Annotated in this window: 19 protein-coding genes; 14 read left to right on the plus strand and 5 right to left on the minus strand. The window is 61.7% G+C overall.

Features of this window, described 5'->3' with window-relative positions; genetic code table 11:
- The first annotated feature begins 343 nt into the window (after positions 1-343).
- The 5 genes from YH62_RS04270 to YH62_RS04290 all read left to right on the plus strand — a co-directional run bounded on the left by YH62_RS04270 (position 344) and on the right by YH62_RS04290 (position 4,762).
- Positions 344-1,114, plus strand: a complete 771-nt coding sequence (locus YH62_RS04270) for an SDR family oxidoreductase (protein WP_046792856.1) — start codon at positions 344-346, stop codon at positions 1,112-1,114.
- Positions 1,111-3,147 carry an excinuclease ABC subunit UvrC gene (gene uvrC, locus YH62_RS04275; RefSeq protein ID WP_046792857.1) on the plus strand — a complete coding sequence of 679 codons (2,037 nt, stop codon included), beginning with the start codon at positions 1,111-1,113 and terminating at the stop codon, positions 3,145-3,147. Before YH62_RS04270 ends, uvrC begins: the two co-directional genes overlap by 4 nt.
- Positions 3,148-3,262: 115 nt before the next feature.
- Positions 3,263-3,850, plus strand: a complete 588-nt coding sequence (pgsA, locus tag YH62_RS04280; RefSeq protein ID WP_046792858.1) for a CDP-diacylglycerol--glycerol-3-phosphate 3-phosphatidyltransferase — start codon at positions 3,263-3,265, stop codon at positions 3,848-3,850.
- The gene (gene moaD / locus YH62_RS04285) at positions 3,847-4,104 is read left to right on the plus strand and encodes a molybdopterin converting factor subunit 1 (RefSeq protein ID WP_046792859.1); all 258 of its coding nucleotides are present in this window, start codon (positions 3,847-3,849) and stop codon (positions 4,102-4,104) included. Before pgsA ends, moaD begins: the two co-directional genes overlap by 4 nt.
- A gap of 202 nt (positions 4,105-4,306) precedes the next feature.
- The gene (locus YH62_RS04290) at positions 4,307-4,762 is read left to right on the plus strand and encodes a molybdenum cofactor biosynthesis protein MoaE (protein WP_046792860.1); all 456 of its coding nucleotides are present in this window, start codon (positions 4,307-4,309) and stop codon (positions 4,760-4,762) included.
- On the opposite strand, the gene YH62_RS04295 is transcribed toward YH62_RS04290, so the two are convergent.
- On the minus strand, positions 4,763-5,659 hold the full coding sequence (locus tag YH62_RS04295) for a branched-chain amino acid ABC transporter permease (RefSeq protein WP_046793044.1): 897 nt from the start codon (positions 5,657-5,659) through the stop codon (positions 4,763-4,765).
- A 65-nt stretch (positions 5,660-5,724) separates the two neighbouring features.
- On the opposite strand from YH62_RS04295, the gene YH62_RS04300 reads away from it, so the two are divergent.
- Together YH62_RS04300 and YH62_RS04305 are read left to right on the plus strand one after the other, a co-directional pair.
- Entirely contained in the window at positions 5,725-6,276 is a 552-nt protein-coding gene (locus YH62_RS04300) for a CGNR zinc finger domain-containing protein (protein WP_046792861.1), read from the plus strand.
- Positions 6,273-6,788, plus strand: a complete 516-nt coding sequence (locus YH62_RS04305; protein ID WP_046792862.1) for a hypothetical protein — start codon at positions 6,273-6,275, stop codon at positions 6,786-6,788. The genes YH62_RS04300 and YH62_RS04305 overlap by 4 nt, the downstream gene beginning before the upstream one ends.
- Before the next feature lie 217 nt (positions 6,789-7,005).
- On the opposite strand, the gene ndk is transcribed toward YH62_RS04305, so the two are convergent.
- Complete coding sequence (gene ndk, locus YH62_RS04310; RefSeq protein WP_046792863.1) at positions 7,006-7,428, minus strand: nucleoside-diphosphate kinase; 423 nt, start codon at positions 7,426-7,428, stop codon at positions 7,006-7,008.
- A gap of 79 nt (positions 7,429-7,507) precedes the next feature.
- Entirely contained in the window at positions 7,508-8,197 is a 690-nt protein-coding gene (locus tag YH62_RS04315) for a glutathione S-transferase family protein (protein WP_046792864.1), read from the minus strand.
- A gap of 162 nt (positions 8,198-8,359) precedes the next feature.
- On the opposite strand from YH62_RS04315, the gene YH62_RS04320 reads away from it, so the two are divergent.
- The 7 genes from YH62_RS04320 (at position 8,360) to YH62_RS04350 (ending at position 14,718) form a co-directional block, all read left to right on the plus strand.
- Positions 8,360-8,797, plus strand: coding sequence for a DUF1801 domain-containing protein (locus YH62_RS04320; RefSeq protein WP_046792865.1), 438 nt, complete (start codon positions 8,360-8,362; stop codon positions 8,795-8,797).
- A 35-nt stretch (positions 8,798-8,832) separates the two neighbouring features.
- Positions 8,833-9,297 (plus strand): DUF1801 domain-containing protein, encoded by a 465-nt coding sequence (locus tag YH62_RS04325; protein WP_046792866.1) that lies wholly within the window; start codon positions 8,833-8,835, stop codon positions 9,295-9,297.
- 3 nt (positions 9,298-9,300) lie between these two features.
- Positions 9,301-9,810: a DinB family protein gene (locus YH62_RS04330; protein ID WP_046792867.1), complete on the plus strand. Its 510-nt coding sequence runs from the start codon at positions 9,301-9,303 to the stop codon at positions 9,808-9,810.
- Between the two features lie 52 nt (positions 9,811-9,862).
- Positions 9,863-11,746: an ABC-F family ATP-binding cassette domain-containing protein gene (locus YH62_RS04335; RefSeq protein ID WP_046792868.1), complete on the plus strand. Its 1,884-nt coding sequence runs from the start codon at positions 9,863-9,865 to the stop codon at positions 11,744-11,746.
- A 213-nt stretch (positions 11,747-11,959) separates the two neighbouring features.
- Complete coding sequence (locus YH62_RS04340; protein WP_046792869.1) at positions 11,960-14,002, plus strand: prolyl oligopeptidase family serine peptidase; 2,043 nt, start codon at positions 11,960-11,962, stop codon at positions 14,000-14,002.
- 58 nt (positions 14,003-14,060) lie between these two features.
- On the plus strand, positions 14,061-14,339 hold the full coding sequence (locus YH62_RS04345) for a type II toxin-antitoxin system VapB family antitoxin (protein WP_046792870.1): 279 nt from the start codon (positions 14,061-14,063) through the stop codon (positions 14,337-14,339).
- Positions 14,326-14,718, plus strand: coding sequence for a type II toxin-antitoxin system VapC family toxin (locus YH62_RS04350; RefSeq protein WP_046792871.1), 393 nt, complete (start codon positions 14,326-14,328; stop codon positions 14,716-14,718). Before YH62_RS04345 ends, YH62_RS04350 begins: the two co-directional genes overlap by 14 nt.
- A gap of 3 nt (positions 14,719-14,721) precedes the next feature.
- On the opposite strand, the gene YH62_RS04355 is transcribed toward YH62_RS04350, so the two are convergent.
- Together YH62_RS04355 and YH62_RS04360 are read right to left on the minus strand one after the other, a co-directional pair.
- Positions 14,722-15,171, minus strand: a complete 450-nt coding sequence (locus tag YH62_RS04355; protein ID WP_046792872.1) for a DNA polymerase III subunit chi — start codon at positions 15,169-15,171, stop codon at positions 14,722-14,724.
- Positions 15,171-16,661 carry a leucyl aminopeptidase gene (locus YH62_RS04360; protein ID WP_046792873.1) on the minus strand — a complete coding sequence of 497 codons (1,491 nt, stop codon included), beginning with the start codon at positions 16,659-16,661 and terminating at the stop codon, positions 15,171-15,173. Before YH62_RS04360 ends, YH62_RS04355 begins: the two co-directional genes overlap by 1 nt.
- Positions 16,662-16,849: the final 188 nt, after the last annotated feature.

Genomic DNA, 16,849 nt, shown 5'->3' on the forward strand with positions numbered 1-16,849 from the left:
TCGCCAGGAAGCATTTCGACAAACACGGTCGAAAGCCATTTGTTCCCGGTCCGCTGAGGAGGAAGATGGTCGTGAAATGAGGAAATGGAAGAGCCGAAATGTGAATTGATTGTGGCGGCCAGACGGCTAAATTTTGATGTTGCTTTGCGGCAACATGTATTTCATTAACCTTGCGCAAAGATTAACTGAAATATACATCCGTTTACATCCCTTAACACACCTTAACTTTCAAGTAAATCTCGCCATCGGCATCACCGGCCCTTTCGAGCAACGCTCTTCATTCGCCGGCTCTTCACTTATATATGGAGAAGAACGGCAGTTGCGCCGGGAAAGAGGAAACGTTTTGAGCTTTGAACGATTGAAGACGGCCCTTGTGACCGGAGCGGCGAGGCGGATCGGCGCGTCGATCTGCCAGGATCTCGCCCGGAATGGATTTGCGGTGGCCATCCACGCCAACGGCTCCATCGAGGACGCGGAAAAGCTGGCGGCGGATCTCAGGCAAGAAGGCCATGCGGCGGCGGCCATCCGCGCCGACCTCGCTGAAACTGCGGAAGCCTCCACGCTCGTGAAAAAGGCGGCCGAAGCGCTCGGCCGGCCGGTCGGCCTTCTGGTGAACAACGCCTCAGTCTTCCGCAACGACAGCGGCCAGCAATTCGACCCGGAGACCTTCGATACGCATTTCGCGATCCATGTGCGCGCGCCCTCCATATTGTCGGCCGCCTTCTTCCGGCAATTGCCGGCGGAAGCGGAGGGCCTGATCGTCAACATCATCGACCAGCGGGTCTGGGCGCTCAATCCGCGCTTCCATTCCTACACCCTTTCGAAAGCGGCGCTCTGGACGGCGACGCAGACGCTCGCCCAGAGCTTCGCCCCGAGGGTGCGCGTCAACGCGATCGGTCCCGGCCCGACATTCAAGAGCGAAAGACAGGATGGCGACGCTTTCAAAAGGCAGACGGAAGGCCTACTTCTGAAGCGTGGACCCGAGCCGCAGGAGTTCGGCCGGACGATCCGCTTTCTCTTTGACACGCCCTCGATCACGGGCCAAATGATTGCCCTCGACGGTGGCCAACATCTGGCGTGGGAGACGCCGGACGTGGCGGAGATCATGGAATGAACGGTACGAAGCTGCCTGACGGCGGCGTTATCTACGACGAATCGGAAGAGGACGACGACGAGATCCTGGCGCCGGAATCGGTGAGCGAGGGATCCGCCGCGATCGACTGGAACGAGGCCCTCAAGAACGAGAGCGGCCTCAACGGCGCCGAGCTCATCGCCGAATTCGTCAAGCACCTGCCGAACGCGCCGGGCGTCTACCGCATGTTCAACGAGGCGGGCGACGTGCTCTATGTCGGCAAGGCCCGCAGCCTCAAGAAGCGTGTCGGCAACTACGCGCAGGGCCGCGTGCATTCCAACCGCATCGCGCGGATGGTGCGCGAAACGACGCATATGGAATTCGTCACGACCCGGACGGAGACCGAAGCGCTGCTGCTCGAGGCGAACCTCATCAAGCGCCTGCGCCCGCGCTTCAACGTGCTGCTGCGCGACGACAAGTCCTTTCCCTATATCCTCATCACCGGCGACCACCGTGCGCCTGCGATCTTCAAGCATCGCGGCGCGCGTGCGCGAAAGGGCGATTATTTCGGCCCCTTCGCATCCGCAGCCGCCGTCGGCCGCACCATCAATTCGCTGCAGCGGGCCTTTCTGCTGCGCACCTGCACCGACAGCGTCTTCGAGACGCGCACCCGCCCCTGTCTGCTCTACCAGATCAAGCGCTGTTCCGGCCCCTGCACGCATGAGGTCAGCGACGAGGGCTATGCGGAGCTGGTGCGCGAGGCCAAGGATTTCCTTTCAGGCAAGAGCCAGAACGTGAAATCGGCGATCGCCATGCAGATGGCGGAGGCTTCCGAGGACCTGGATTTCGAGCGCGCCGCCGTCTATCGCGACCGGCTCGCGGCATTGAGCCATGTGCAGAGCCACCAGGGCATCAACCCGGCAAGCGTGGAGGAAGCGGACGTCTTCGCGATCCATCACGAGGGCGGGCTCTCCTGCATCCAGGTCTTCTTCTTCCGCACCGGCCAGAACTGGGGCAACCGCGCCTATTTCCCGAAGGCCGATCCGCAGCTTTCGGGTGCGGAAGTGCTCAACGCCTTCCTTGCCCAGTTCTACGACGACAAGCCGGTGCCTCGGCAGATCCTGCTTTCCGAAACCGTGGAGGAACAGGAGCTGCTCGCCACGGCGCTTTCCGAAAAGGCCGGCCACAGGGTGTCGATCTCCGTGCCCCAGCGGGGCGAGAAGAAGGACCTCACCGGCCATGTGCTGGCGAACGCCCGCGAGGCGCATGGCCGCAAGCTTGCGGAGACCGCCTCGCAGGCGCGGCTGCTGCAGGGCTTTGCCGAGACCTTCGGCCTGCCCTACATGCCGCGCCGGATCGAGATCTACGACAACTCGCATATCATGGGCACCAATGCCGTCGGCGGCATGGTGGTGGCGGGGCCGGAAGGCTTCGTGAAGAACCAGTACCGGAAGTTCAACATCAAATCGACCGACATCACCCCTGGAGACGACTTCGGCATGATGCGCGAGGTGATGACCCGCCGGTTCAGCCGCCTCATCAAGGAAGAAGGCCTGCCCGACCGGAGCACGGCCGCCGCCGAGAGCGAAGAGGCGGCTGACGTCGCCTTCCCCGCCTGGCCGGACGTGATCCTGATCGACGGCGGCCAGGGGCAGATGACGGCGGTTCGCGCCATTCTCGACGAACTCGGCATCCGCGACGTGGTGACCGCGATCGGCGTGGCGAAGGGCGTCGACCGCGATGCCGGCCGCGAGCGCTTCTTCATGGAGAGCCGCAGCGATTTCTCCCTGCCGCCGCGCGATCCGGTGCTCTATTTCGTGCAGCGCCTGCGAGACGAGGCGCACCGATTCGCCATCGGCTCGCACCGGGCTCGACGCAAGAAGGAAATGATTAAGAACCCGCTGGACGAGATTTCCGGCATCGGGCCGGGCCGCAAGCGCAAGCTCCTGCAGCACTTCGGCACGGCGAAGGCCGTCTCGCGTGCCGGGCTTTCGGACCTGATGGCGGTGGAAGGCATTTCAGAGGCGGTCGCGAAACAGATTTACAATCACTTTCATGAGAACCGTGCCGGCTGATTGGGGCCTTGGTCCGGGATATCAGGCGCGGCTGTTCGTCCTCCTCCGGAAAAGACGGTTGACGCTAGGCCCGCAAGGCATCAACTAGGCAGTGCAAGAACGAATAAGGTCTTCCATGGCTTCCCGCGCATACAACATCCCGAATCTCCTCACCTATGCGCGGATTGTGGCCGTGCCCATCATCGTGCTCTGCTTCTTTGTCGAAGGACGGCTGCAGAGTTCCGATTTCGCCCGCTGGGCAGGGTTCTGGATCTTCGTCGTCGCTTCGATCACAGATTATCTCGATGGCTATCTCGCCCGCATCTGGAACCAGACCTCCAATATCGGCCGCATGCTCGACCCGATCGCCGACAAGCTGCTGGTCGCTGCCGTGCTCCTGCTGCTTGCCGCCGATCAGACGATCGCCGGGTGGTCGCTTTGGGCGGCGATCACCATTCTCTGCCGCGAAATCCTGGTTTCGGGCCTGCGTGAATATCTGGCCGCCCTCAAGGTTTCGGTGCCGGTGACCCGCATCGCCAAGTGGAAGACCGCCATCCAGATGATAGCCATCGCCTTCCTGCTCGCCGGTCCTGCGGGCGACAAGATCATGCCCTATATTACCGAGCTCGGCATCGTGCTCCTGTGGGTCGCAGCACTTCTGACCTTCTACACCGGGTACGATTATTTCCGGGCCGGGCTGAAGCATCTGGTGGAAGAGGAATGAACACCAAACTCGTCTATTTCGCCTGGGTACGCGAACGGATCGGCAAGGGAGAAGAGGATATCGAGCTTCCTGCCGATGTCGTCACCGTGCGCGATTTGCTGAATCATTTGAAGACGCTGGGCGATGAATATGAGAACGCGCTTCAATTTCCCGAGGTGATCCGGGTGGCGATCGATCAGGAGCATGTGGAACACTCGGAAAAGATCGCCGGAGCGCGGGAAATCGGCATTTTCCCGCCGATGACGGGTGGATGATGAGGATGGTGGAGCAAGCCTCATGCTCCGTCATTCCTGTGCTTGTCACAGGAATCCAGCGCGCCCAAGTCCTTGGGCGCAAGAGACTCGTTGAGAAGAGATTCATTCACGGCACGGACGCGCCGTGGCTGGATTCCTGTGACAAGCACAGGAATGACGGACTATCCTGGGATGCCGCCGCGGGGAAAAGCGAGGTACGCTCATGAGCCCCGCCATCCGCGTTCAATCGCAAGATTTCGACCTGCAGGCCGAGATCGATGCGCTGACAGCGGGGCGCAGGGATATAGGCGCCGTCGTCACCTTTACCGGGCTTTGCCGCGACGAACAGGGCGCGCTTTCGGCGCTCGAACTCGAGCATTATCCCGGCATGGCGGAGGCGGAAATGCTTCGCATCGGCAAGCTCGCCATCGAACGCTTTTCGCTTCTCGGCCTCACGGCTGTCCACCGCTACGGCAAGATACGGCCGGGCGAGAACATCGTGCTCGTCATCGCTGCCGCGCCGCACCGGCAGGCAGCCTTCGATGGCGCGAACTTCATGATGGATTTCCTGAAAACCTCCGCGCCCTTTTGGAAGAAGGAGCATGGAGCCGATGGCTCGCAAGGCGATTGGGTCTCGGCCAAGGATGCCGACGACGCGGCGCGCGAGAAGTGGAAATAATCAAGGCATCGCCCTCTCCCGCCGGCTCGTCACCAGCACGAGGACGAGCATGGACACGATCACCAGATCGCGCCAGAGGATCGGGCCGTAGCCGCTCCATAGCGTTTCGGCAAAGCCGATGACTGCGGCACCGGCTGCGGATCGCAACGGGTGCGAATGGCCTCCCGCTGCGGCGATCAGCACCACCTTCAGCCCGAAAAGCAGCCCGGCGCCGAAATCCATCGTGCCGTAATAGGAGGTCGCCAATATCCCGCAGGCGGAGGCATAAAGCGCTGCAGCAGCATAGGACATGAGAAAGACGCCGTCCGCATTGGTGCCGGTGAGTTCCGCCGCCAAGGGATCGTCCGCCACGGCGCGCCACTTTCTTCCCCATGCCCCGTGGCTCAGCACCAGATGACCAGCCGCGATCATCGCCAGCATGGCGGCGACGTTGATGACCTGCAGCACGGTCAGGCTGACCGGGAACCCGGTGCCCGACCAGAAGACGATAGGCTTGTTGAGAAGTGGCGGCAGCCAGAGTTCGCGGGTCTCGGCGGCAAGGCGCGCACCTTCCATGAGCACCAGCAGCACGCCGAGCGAGGCCACGATCATGGCGTTCGGGGAAACCCTTGCCAGAGGCCGCATCACCAAACGCCCGACAACCACCCCCGCACCGGCACCGCCGGCAAGCGCCCCCGCGGCCCCGAGAGCAAGAGCGGCAGGCAGCACCAGCCACAGCCTGTTCCAGCCGAAATGGGTGAAGAGCAGGTAGAGGTGACCGGAAAAGGCGAAGATTGCCCCATAGGTGATATCCGCCCGCTTCGTCACCGCAAAGGCGATGGCATAGCCGAAGGCCAGCGCCGCATAGAGAGCCGCCAGCGGAAAACCGTTCGCCACCTGCTGCAGGAAATAGGCCACGCGCATCTCCCGGAACCGCCATGATTATAACTGGCAAAACATCATTTGCCAGTTATAATCATCGCATGAGCTTTTCCTGGACCCCGCATCGTTTTGCCGGCGGCGCGCTGGCGCTCGATGTCGCCAACAGCGTCATCCTCCGCGTCGATCCTGCCCGCAGCGTCGACCGTTTCGCCATGCCGGAACAGCTGGACGCATTCGGGGATGCGGCAAACCGGTTCTCCGCCGAGCGGGCTCTATTCGGGGAACTCGCACCGGTGGAGCCGGACAACAGAACGGGATTTCTGGCGCTGCGCGAAGCGATCGACCGCTATTTCCGAGCTCGCGCCCTGGGCCAGGATCACGACGGCCTGCTTGCGGACTTCCTGGAAAAGGCCGCCGCCATGTTGCGCAAGGCGAGCGGGTCGGCGGCGCTCGAAGCCGCCACGGCCCGTTCCGCGCTTCGGCTTCTCGCGGACGGCGAAATCGAACGCCTGAAGATCTGCGGCAACTGCGGATGGCTGTTCATCGACCGGAGCCGCAACCGCAGCCGCGCCTGGTGCGACATGGCGGTCTGCGGCAATCGCGCCAAGGCGAGCCGCCACTACCATCGACGGAAGAAGGAGGCCGAACCATGATGGGACGGCTTCTTGTGCTCGGTTTCGCGATGATCGCACTCGTCTCCTGCCAGCGCGAGGCCGACGAGAAACTGGCCGAACTTTCCGGCCGGATATTCGTCTTCAACTATCGCGTCGCAACCGCGACCTATCTGATTACGCTGAGAACCACGGCTCCCCTGCCCGAAGGCGGTCATGCGGAAGCGCAATTCGAAAATCCGATGGGCGGCGATCCGCTTGTCGCGCGGGAAAAATTCTTCCCCGCCATGAACAAGATCGTGCTGACCAGCCCGAACCTGCAATGCGTGAAGAAGGACCGTCCCTACAGGGTGACGATCAGGCTGCTTGGGCCGGACGAACAGACAATCCAGACGATCGAGACCAGCGTGACCTCGGATGTGGACCAGAGCGTATTGCCCGCAAAACCGCTCGTCGTCGGGCCGCTCTATACGCCGAACCCGGAGGTCTTCAAGGCAGACGGTAGCGCCGATTATGCGCCGGGCGGGGATTGCGCGGCTCCACCCTCCCCTTGAGGGGGAGGGTCGGCACATCGTGCCGGGGTGGGGTGATCTGTTTCAAGGTGTGGATGTAGGCGGCGGGCTGTTTTCCAACAAAAGCCGGGCTTTCGCCCGGCTTTCTTTGCATTAGCATTCCCTTTCGGAAATTCAGTCAACGCAGCGGGATGTTCGACATAACGTCACCCCACCCCGAACCTGCGGTTCGACCCTCCCCCTCAAAGGGAGGGTGAAATCAGCCGACGATTTCGGTGTCGGAGAACCAGTACTTGATTTCCTGGGCAGCGGTTTCCGGGGCATCCGAGCCGTGAACCGAGTGTTCGCCGATCGAAAGGGCGAAGGTCTTGCGGATGGTGCCTTCGGCGGCCTGGGCCGGGTTGGTGGCGCCCATGATCTCGCGGTTCTTGAGGATGGCGTTTTCGCCTTCCAGGACCTGAACGATGGTCGGGCCGGAGGTCATGCCTTCGACGAGCTCGCCGAAGAAGGGACGATCCTTGTGAACGGCGTAGAAGCCTTCGGCTTCGCGCTTGCTCATCCAGACGCGCTTGGAGGCGATGACCCGCAGGCCGTTGTCCTCGAATACCTTGGTGATGGCGCCGGTCAGGTTGCGCTTGGTGGCATCCGGCTTGATCATCGAAAACGTGCGTTCAATCGCCATGGGTCAATCCTTGTTTTCCAGAGAAAGTGGGCGGTGTTTACCCGCCCCTTTCACTGGAAACAAGGGGGTTTCGGCAATTTCACGCAGCCGTCACACGGCGTCCCATACCTTCGTAGAGGTCGAGGCAGCGCTCGAACCACTGGCCGACAGGATCGCTTTCGGCAAGAATTTCTCCGCCGGTGGTGATGCGCATCCACTGCAGCGCACCGAAGAGAATGTAATCGGCAAAGAGCGGGCCTTCCCCGCCGAGGAAGTTTTGGTATCTCAAGGTTTGCCGCACCGGGTCCAGCTTCGGAGCGAAAGCCGCAATGCTCGCCTCCCGCTCCGCCCTGATCTCTTCCAGCGTCCGCCCGAGCGCCGCCTCGCGGGTCTTGCGGAAATAGGTGCGGTCGTCATCGTTCAGCATGTCGTGGATGTCCGCAACGGCGATATTGACGATGGCCGGATGGATGATGGTCTGGGAAAAGCGCTCCACGAAGCGGGACAGCGCCTTGCCGCCCTCGCCGCCGAACAGCGTCGGACGGTCGGGATAGGTGTCTTCCAGATAAAGCGCGATATCGAAACTGTCGCGGATCAGGAGATTGCCGTCCCTGAGGATCGGCACCGTTTTCGAGAAGCCGTCCTCGAGCTTGGGGATCTCGGTGAAGGGCGTCGGTTTTTCGATGAACTCCAAGCCTTTGTGCGCCAGCGCCAGCACCACCTTCCAGCAATGAGGCGAGAAGGGACGGCTCTCGTCCCGGCCGCAAAGGGTATAAAGGACACGGGTCATGGGCGGGCTCCTTTCGAAATCATCGGGAGATATTGAAAACAAACAAAGACGGAAATCCAATCAGGAAATTTCATGAATGGCATTCCTCCCCGGCCTGATTGAGTCCGCACCATGATATCAGCTATCTTGACCCGCAAACCATATGGAAGGGAGTGAGGAACGATGGCCGAGAGAACATCCGCGAAGTCGGCGAAGACCGAGAAGCCGGTCCTTCTTTCAGGCGGCAACCCCCAGATTCCCAAAGGGTATGGCGACGAACCGATTCAGGCCTATATCGCGGCCATGCCGGGCTGGAAAAGCGATCTCGGACGCCGGATCGACGAGATCATCGTGCGCACCGTTCCCGGTGCGCGCAAGGCGGTCAAATGGAACTCGCCCTTCTATGGCATGGAGGACGATCTCTGGTTCCTCAGTCTTCATTGCTTCACCAAATACGTGAAGGTGACCTTTTTCCGCGGCGCGTCGCTGAACCCCACCCCGGCCGGTACATCCAAATATCCGGACGTGCGCTATCTCGACATCTATGAGGGCAAGTTCGACGAAGACCAGTTCGCCGACTGGGTGAAGCAGGCCAGTCAATTGCCGGGCGAGAAAATGTGAGCGTCCCCACCCATGACCGAGGAGGTGTCATAACCATGACGACGAGCAAGAGCGCCGCCGGGGAGGAAACAGCAGTCTCCCCTTCCGACCTGATCGATGCGAGAATTCGGGACATGGGCGACTGGCGCGGCGAGATGCTTGCGCGGCTCCGAAAGCTCATCAAGCAGGCCGATCCGGGCGTGGTCGAGGAGGTGAAATGGAGGAAGCCGTCGAACATGCTCGGAGTTCCCGTATGGGAGCATGACGGGATCATCTGCACCGGCGAGACCTACAAGGACAAGGTGAAGCTGACCTTCGCCCAGGGCGCTTCGCTGGAAGACCCTTCCGGCCTCTTCAACTCCAGCCTCGATGGCGGCACCCGGCGCGCCATCGATTTCCACGAGGATGACGGGATTGACGAAGAAGCCTTCAAGGCGCTCGTTCGCACCGCCGTGGCGCTGAACATGGAAAAGCGGGCTGCTCGCCCCGCCCGCTCTCAGAAAAGACCGAAGGACATCTAAGGAATGCACCGCCATTTCCAGATGCTCGCCGACTATAACCGCTGGGCCAACCGCAGCGTCTATGAGGCCTGCGCAGGCCTGACGGAGGAGGAATACCGGGCAAACAAGGGCGCCTTCTTCGGTTCGGCGTGTCGCACCCTCAATCATCTGCTGGTGGCCGATCGCATCTGGCTCCGGCGGATGACCGGCGAAGGCCCGGCCCCCACGGCGCTGGATACCATCCTCTTCGAGGATTTTTCCGAGCTTCGAACGGCGCGCGTCGCCGAGGACGAGCGGATGATCGCCTTTATAGACAGCCTGACGGACGAGAAGCTCGCCGGACCCTTCTCCTATACGTCGCTCACCAATCCGGCGCCGTTCACCCAGCCGCTCGGACCCGTGCTTTCCCATGTCTTCAACCATCAGACCCACCACCGCGGGCAGGTGCACATGATCCTGACCGCGCTCGGCCGGCCGTCGCTGGTGCTCGACCTCGTCTATTTCCTGCGTGGAGAGGGAAAGCGCTGGATGTAAAGGCCGAACGCCCATCTTGCCTTGTCGGTAAACTTCCGCCAAAACGCCCGCCATGATTACCATCACCGACCTTTCGGCCCGCATCGCCGGGCGCCTTCTCCTCGACAATGCCAGCGTGACGCTTCCGGCGGGCACGAAGGCCGGGCTCGTGGGGCGCAACGGCGCAGGCAAATCCACGCTCTTCAAGATCATTACCGGCGACCTCGGCGCGGAAACAGGTTCGGTTTCCATTCCGAAGAACGCGCGCATCGGCCAGGTGGCGCAGGAGGCGCCGGGCACGGAAGAGTCGCTGATCGAGATCGTGCTTTCAGCCGACAAGGAACGCGCCGCCCTTCTTGCCGAATCCGAAACCGCGACCGATCCGCACCGGATTGCGGAAATCCAGATGCGCCTGGTGGACATCGACGCACATTCGGCAGAGGCGCGGGCCGCAAGCATCCTCGCCGGCCTCGGCTTCGACCAGGAAGCCCAACAGCGCCCGGCCTCGTCGTTTTCCGGCGGCTGGCGCATGCGCGTCGCGCTGGCATCGGTGCTCTTCGCCGAGCCGGATCTCCTGCTGCTCGACGAGCCGACGAACTATCTCGACCTCGAAGGCACGCTCTGGCTGGAAGACTATGTGCGGCGCTATCCGCATACGGTCATCATCATCAGCCATGACCGCGATCTCCTGAACAATGCCGTCAACTCGATCGTCCATCTCGATCAGAAGAAGCTCACCTTCTATCGCGGCGGCTACGACCAGTTCGAACGGCAGAAGGCAGAGGCCGACGAGTTGCAGACGAAGGCCAAGGCGAAGAACGAAGCCGCGCGAAAACATCTGCAGAGCTTCATCGACCGCTTCAAGGCGAAGGCTTCCAAGGCGCGCCAGGCGCAGAGCCGCGTCAAGGCGCTCGAACGCATGGGCACGGTCGCCGCGGTGATCGAAAATCATGTGCAGCCGATCACCTTCCCGGAACCGGAAAAGCAGCCCGCATCTCCGATCGTGGCGATTCAGGGCGGCGCCGTCGGGTACGAACCCGGCAAGCCGATCCTCAAGAACATCAGCCTTCGTATCGACAATGACGACCGCATCGCGCTGCTCGGCTCCAACGGCAACGGCAAATCGACCTTCGCGAAATTCATCTCCGGCCGGCTTTCGCCCGACGGCGGCGATATCAAACTCGCACCGAGCCTGAAGATCGGATTTTTCGCCCAGCACCAACTCGACGATCTCGTTCCCAACGATTCGCCGGTCGAGCATGTGCGCCGCCTGATGCCGGCCGCACCCGAGGCCAAGGTCCGCGCCCGCGTGGCGCAGATGGGACTTGCGACGGAAAAGATGTCGACGGCCGCCAAGGATCTCTCCGGTGGCGAGAAAGCCCGCCTGCTGATGGGGCTTGCCGCATTCCACGCACCGAACCTCCTCATTCTCGACGAGCCGACCAACCATCTGGATATCGACAGCCGCCGGGCGCTCATCGAAGCGCTCAACGACTATGATGGCGCCGTCATCCTCATTTCGCATGACCGCCATCTCATCGAGGCGACGGTCGATCGCCTCTGGCTGGTCAACAACGGCACGGTTTCGAATTTCGAGGGCGATCTGGAGGAGTATCGCAACCTCGTCGTCGCCTCGGGTAAAAAAAAAGAAGAAAAACCTGAGCTGACCGAAGACGCCTCCTCCAAATCCGACCAGCGCAAGGCGAATGCGGAGCGGCGGGCCTCGCTCGCGCCGCTGAAGAAAAAAATCAACGAAATCGAGTCCCTGACGGCAAAGCTTGAGAAGCAGATTCAAGCGCTCGACAAGGAGCTTGCCGACCCCGCGCTTTACGAGAAGGCGCCCGCGAAGGCTGCGGCGAAGGCCAAGGAACGCGGCGAAGCGGCGGCAAAGCTCTCCGCCGCTGAAGAGGAATGGCTGACGCTTTCCGCGGAGTACGAAGAGGCGATGGCGGGGTGAGCGATTTCGCTTCAGTGCTCACCATCGTCATCCTCGGCCTCGTGCCGAGGATCTGACCATTCGGACAAGGCCGCTGCGGTTGCAGATGTTCGGGACATCCTCGGGTTAAACCCGAGGATGGGCAGGACGGCGAGAGCATTTGCACTCAAAGCCAGTTGTCAGTTCATTCTCTCGTGCATAGGTAAGGGCTTCCCGCAAAAGGAGGCTCGGCCCATGGATCTTTTCCTCGAAACCGACGACGACCCGAAGACGATCGCCTTCGTTGCCGAGCGCAACGAACATTCCGACCGCCGGTTCAGGACGCCGGAATTCGAGAAGGATCGCGATGCCTTGAAGGCGATGATCGAGCGCGAGGACCGCCTGATCGTGCCGACGCGGCGCGGCCGGTGGCTGTTCGATTTCCATCGCTCGAAGAACAACCCGCTCGGCATCTGGCGCCGCCTGCCGGCCGATCAGGAGCCGCGCCCGGAAGCTCCTTGGGAAACCGTCTTCGATGTCGACGACTTCTGCAAACAGGAAGGCAAGCGCTGGATCTATTCCGGCGCGATCACCTCCCCCTATGAGCCGACGCGCGTGCTGCTCATCCTCTCGGAGGGTGGCTCCGACCAGTTGCGGCTCGTGGAATTCGATACGGAAACGAAGACGATCGTCGACGGCGGCTTCGACACGCCGCCCGCCCGGGCGCATGCCGCCTGGATCGGTCCCGATGAAATCGCCTATTTCGGCTCGGTAGACGAATTTTCCGCAACCCGTTCCGGCTGGCCGCGCGTCGGCCGCGCCCTCAAGCGCGGCGTCAAGCCACAGGATGCGCCGATCCTGTTCGAAGCCGGCAAGGACGACGTCTATGGCGAGGCCGGCATCATCGACCCGCTGTTCTGGGGCGGCAAGCCGGACGAACGCAAGATCGAGGTCTTCACGGTCGGCCACGAGATCGGCAAGACCAGCCTCCATGTGAGGGATGCCGGCGGCAATATCCACCGCCTCGACCTGCCGACCGAGGCGGATACCGACCTCAACCACACGCATGTGCTCTGGCGGGCGAAGACCGACGAGCGCTATCCGATCGGCAGCCTGATCCTGCAGGATTTCACGCCTTTCGGCTCCGAACCGCTCGGCAAGGCACGCGTGCTCTTCACGCCGAAGGACGGCCAATCGGTCTCGCAATTTTCCCTGCTCAAGACCTGGGCCGTGTTCGTCGTCAGCGACCGCATGGTTCCGAAACTCTTCCTTCTCGACCTGACGAAACCGGATGCGGCGCCGGAAGAGCTGCCGCTGCCGGTCGGACTGCAAACCGTGAGCTTCCGCCTGCTCGATGCGGACCTGACGCTCGGCGAGGAGATCCTGACCGTCGTCGGCCAGGGCTTCCTTCTCCCCTCCACCGCCTATCGCCTCGACCTGACCGACCACGACGCCCGGCCCGAACTCGTTCCGACCGGCTCGTCGCCTGCCTATTTCGATGCTGAAGGCATGCGGTCCGAGCTTCTCGAAGCGGTCTCGGAAGACGGCACAAGAGTGCCCTATCACATCGTTTTCCCGAAAAGCTGGACCAAGGGCGAGCTGCCGGTGCTGATGTACGGCTATGGCGGCTTCGCGGTACCATTGTCACCCGTCTATTCCGGTGCATATGGCCTATGGCTCGGGCAAGGCGGCGCCTTCGTGCAGGCCTATATCCGCGGCGGCGGCGAGCTTGGTCCCGACTGGCACAAGACCGCCAAGGGCAAGGGCCGCCACAAGGCATTCGAGGATTTCGTCGCGGTTGCCCGCGATCTCGTCGAACGTGGCTATACCAAGCCATCCCGCATCGCCTGCAACGGCGGCAGCAATGGCGGCCTGCTCACCTCGGTGATGCTGACGCGCTACCCGAAGGATTTCGGCGCGGTATGGACCGGCGTGCCGGTGATCGACATGTCACGCTTCCACGTCTTCCCCGCCGGCAAGGCGTGGATGGACGAGTATGGCAATCCCGAAGTGGCCGACGAGCTCGACTACATGCTCACCTATTCGCCGCTTCATCAGGTAAAGCCGGCAAGCGAGGTCACCTATCCGCCTGTCTATATCGAAAGCTCGACCAATGACGACCGCGTGCATCCCTCGCATGCCCGCCGCTTCGCCAAGCGGCTGATCGATGCGGGTCATCAACCGTTCTTCCGTGAATACGGCTCCGGCGGCCATGGCGGCGCCGGCGATACGACCGAAATGGCGGAGCGATGGGCCATGGGCGCCAGCTTCCTGCGCCGGACGATCATGGCCGGCTGACGTCTTGTTGCACTCGTGAATATACACTATCTTCAAATGTATATTCACGAGGTGCGCCATGCCCCTTTATGTCCGCGATGAACGCGTCAATCAGCTTGCCGAACAGGCGCGCAAGATCCTCAACGCGCCGACCAAGACGGATGCCATAAGACAGGCCCTGGAGAAGGTGGTGGAAGCGCCTTCCGAGGCAGCGATCAACGAGAAAAAATTCTCGCTGAAAGAACGCCTCGAGAGATTGCGGGACAAGTACAACATGCCGCCCTACGAGTCCCTAGAACATTTCGACCAGAAGGCGTTCCTGGACAAGATGTGGGGCGATGACGATGTTCATCGATAGTTCGGCTCTCGTCGAAATATTGTCTTTCGCTCCCCGACGGCAGGAAGTGCTCGATCGTCTTGGGACGGCATCTACAGCTTTCTGCACAGGACCGACGGTAATCTACGAGACGGTCGTCGTACTAACCCGAGAAACCGGAAAAGACGTCGCTACCATCAGGGATTTCGTGCTGGAGTTCCTTGACGAACTCGGCGTTGAAATCATGCCGGCAAGCCGCTCGACTGCAGTCGCAGCCCTCGACGCCTTTGACCGCTACGGCAAAGGCCGGCATCCGGCCAAGCTGAATTTCGGCGATTGCTTCAGCTACGCCGGCGCAAAGGCAGCCGGCACTGGAATACTCTATGTCGGCGAGGATTTTGCCCGAACGGACCTGGCGTAGAAGTCAGGCCTTCTTCACCCAGCGCCCGTCTTCCGATTGCTGCCAATAGGTGAGCGCATGCCCCTCGCCTTTCAGCCTCTTCCATTGGGCGCGGGCATTTTCGAGCTGCAGGGGATCGTATCCGTCGAACATGAAAACGATGCGCTCATAATCCGAGACCGGCGGCGGCTCCGCGCCGTCAACGAGAAAGCGAACCTTGGCATCATTGGGGTTGTCCGAGCCGGCGGTCAGAAGCACAGGCTGGGCTTCGGCCATCACCCCGGCATCGGAACCATGCGGCAGGAAACTGTCTTCCCGATAGGTCCAAAGATGGGCATCGAGGAAATCCCGCCTGGCCGGTTCATTCGTCTGGACGACGACGCGCCAGCCCCGCTCGACACTTTTCTCGAGCAGCGCCGGCAGCGCGTCTTCCAGTTTCGATTCCGTCAGGTGGTAGAAAAGGACATCGGTCATCAGTTCTCGTAGTTCGCGCGCACGAGTTCGTCCAGCAGGCGCACGCCGAATCCGGAAGCCCAGGATTGGTTGATCTCGCTCGCCGGAGAGTTCATCGCGGTGCCGGCGATATCGAGATGCGCCCAGGGCGTCTCGCCGACGAAGCGCTTGAGGAACTGCGCGGCGGTGATCGAGCCGCCGTTGCGTCCGCCGGTATTCTTCATATCGGCGAATTTCGAATCGATGAGCTTGTCGTAATCCTTGCCGAGCGGCATGCGCCACAGACGCTCTCCGCTCGCCTCGCCTGCCGCGGCCAGCCAGCCAGCCAGCTCGTCATTATTGGAGAAAAGGCCGGCATGCAGATTGCCGAGCGCCACCATGATGGCGCCGGTCAGGGTCGCCAGGTCGATCATGATGCGGGGCTTGAAACGGGTGTTGCAGTACCAGAGCGCATCGGCAAGGACGAGCCGCCCTTCCGCATCGGTGTTGATGATCTCGATCGTCTGCCCAGACATGGAGGTGACGATATCGCCGGGACGCTGCGCATTGCCGTCCGGCATGTTTTCCACCAGACCGAGAATGCCGACGGCATTGACCTTCGCCTTGCGGGCGGCGAGCGTGTGAATGAGGCCGATCACGGCGGCGGCACCGCCCATATCGCCCTTCATCTCTTCCATGCTGGCGGCCGGCTTGATGGAGATGCCGCCCGTATCGAAGACCACGCCCTTTCCTATAAAGGCGATCGGCGCGTCCTTCTCCTTGCCGCCCTTCCATTGCATGACGGCGAGCCTCGGCGGGCGGGCCGAACCCTGAGCCACGCCGAGCAGCGCGCCCATGCCGAGCTTTTTCATTTCCTTCTCGGTGAGGATCTCCACCTCGACACCGAGCTTTTCCAGATCCTTCGCCTTATCGGCGAATTCGACGGGACCGAGCGCATTCGGCGGAAGGTTCACGAGGTCGCGCGCAAGCACCACCCCGCCGGCAACGGCATCGGCAGCCGCAAACGCCTTTTTCGCGGCGGCATGGCTGGCGGTGACGATCGTGACCTTGACCGATTTCGGGTCCTTCTCCCCATCATCACCCTTTTTGGTCTTGTAGCGATCGAAGCTATAGCCCCGAAGCAGTATCCCGAGCGCGAAATTCGCAGCCTGCTCACCCCCGACATCGGTTCCCGGCGCATCCAGAAAGACCGTTACCTTCGATACCGATCTGATCGCAGCGGCGGCCGTGCCGCCCGCCCTCAGCCAATCATGCTCGGTCAGTGATTCCGCCTTGCCGAGCCCGATCACCACGATCCTGTCGGCGGGCGACCCCTGCGGCGTGAGGATATCGAGCGTGGTCATCGCCTTGGACGAGAATTTCGCGATCTCGGCGGCTTTCGCGATCACGCCGGCGGGGTCGGCTTCCGCGGCTCCGGCGGCTGGATTCTGGCCGGAAAACTTGAGCAGGATGGCAAGGCCGGCATCGATACGGGCCGAATTCGCGAAGGATATGTCGTATTTCACAGGCATGCGTCTCCAGGAGGACTTGCAAGATGGAACTTGCGATCATGGCGGTTTCCGGCCGGAAGGCAAGCGCTGACGCATCCTTGCCCATCGCTGGGAAATGACACAGACATGCAAAAAAGAATTCCAAAAACAATTTTGTGAGGTGGGGAGTGTCGCCAACCCGCAGCTTATCGCTTAGATAAGCGCGACCT

It is taken from the genome of Rhizobium sp. LC145 (assembly GCF_001005825.1).
Classification (GTDB): Bacteria; Pseudomonadota; Alphaproteobacteria; order Rhizobiales; family Rhizobiaceae; genus Neorhizobium.

Bases quoted from the DNA above. Each gene is read 5' to 3' on its own strand.
- YH62_RS04340 (WP_046792869.1), top strand. From the start codon at position 11,960: ATGGATCTTTTCCTCGAAACCGACGACGACCCGAAGACGATCGCCTTC.
- YH62_RS04305 (WP_046792862.1), top strand. From the start codon at position 6,273: ATGATGGGACGGCTTCTTGTGCTCGGTTTCGCGATGATCGCACTCGTC.
- uvrC (WP_046792857.1), top strand. From the start codon at position 1,111: ATGAACGGTACGAAGCTGCCTGACGGCGGCGTTATCTACGACGAATCG.
- YH62_RS04350 (WP_046792871.1), top strand. From the start codon at position 14,326: ATGTTCATCGATAGTTCGGCTCTCGTCGAAATATTGTCTTTCGCTCCC.
- YH62_RS04330 (WP_046792867.1), top strand. From the start codon at position 9,301: ATGCACCGCCATTTCCAGATGCTCGCCGACTATAACCGCTGGGCCAAC.
- YH62_RS04315 (WP_046792864.1), bottom strand. From the start codon at position 8,197: ATGACCCGTGTCCTTTATACCCTTTGCGGCCGGGACGAGAGCCGTCCC.
- pgsA (WP_046792858.1), top strand. From the start codon at position 3,263: ATGGCTTCCCGCGCATACAACATCCCGAATCTCCTCACCTATGCGCGG.
- YH62_RS04360 (WP_046792873.1), bottom strand. From the start codon at position 16,661: ATGCCTGTGAAATACGACATATCCTTCGCGAATTCGGCCCGTATCGAT.
- YH62_RS04355 (WP_046792872.1), bottom strand. From the start codon at position 15,171: ATGACCGATGTCCTTTTCTACCACCTGACGGAATCGAAACTGGAAGAC.
- ndk (WP_046792863.1), bottom strand. From the start codon at position 7,428: ATGGCGATTGAACGCACGTTTTCGATGATCAAGCCGGATGCCACCAAG.
- moaD (WP_046792859.1), top strand. From the start codon at position 3,847: ATGAACACCAAACTCGTCTATTTCGCCTGGGTACGCGAACGGATCGGC.
- YH62_RS04335 (WP_046792868.1), top strand. From the start codon at position 9,863: ATGATTACCATCACCGACCTTTCGGCCCGCATCGCCGGGCGCCTTCTC.
- YH62_RS04325 (WP_046792866.1), top strand. From the start codon at position 8,833: ATGACGACGAGCAAGAGCGCCGCCGGGGAGGAAACAGCAGTCTCCCCT.
- YH62_RS04345 (WP_046792870.1), top strand. From the start codon at position 14,061: ATGCCCCTTTATGTCCGCGATGAACGCGTCAATCAGCTTGCCGAACAG.
- YH62_RS04320 (WP_046792865.1), top strand. From the start codon at position 8,360: ATGGCCGAGAGAACATCCGCGAAGTCGGCGAAGACCGAGAAGCCGGTC.
- YH62_RS04300 (WP_046792861.1), top strand. From the start codon at position 5,725: ATGAGCTTTTCCTGGACCCCGCATCGTTTTGCCGGCGGCGCGCTGGCG.
- YH62_RS04290 (WP_046792860.1), top strand. From the start codon at position 4,307: ATGAGCCCCGCCATCCGCGTTCAATCGCAAGATTTCGACCTGCAGGCC.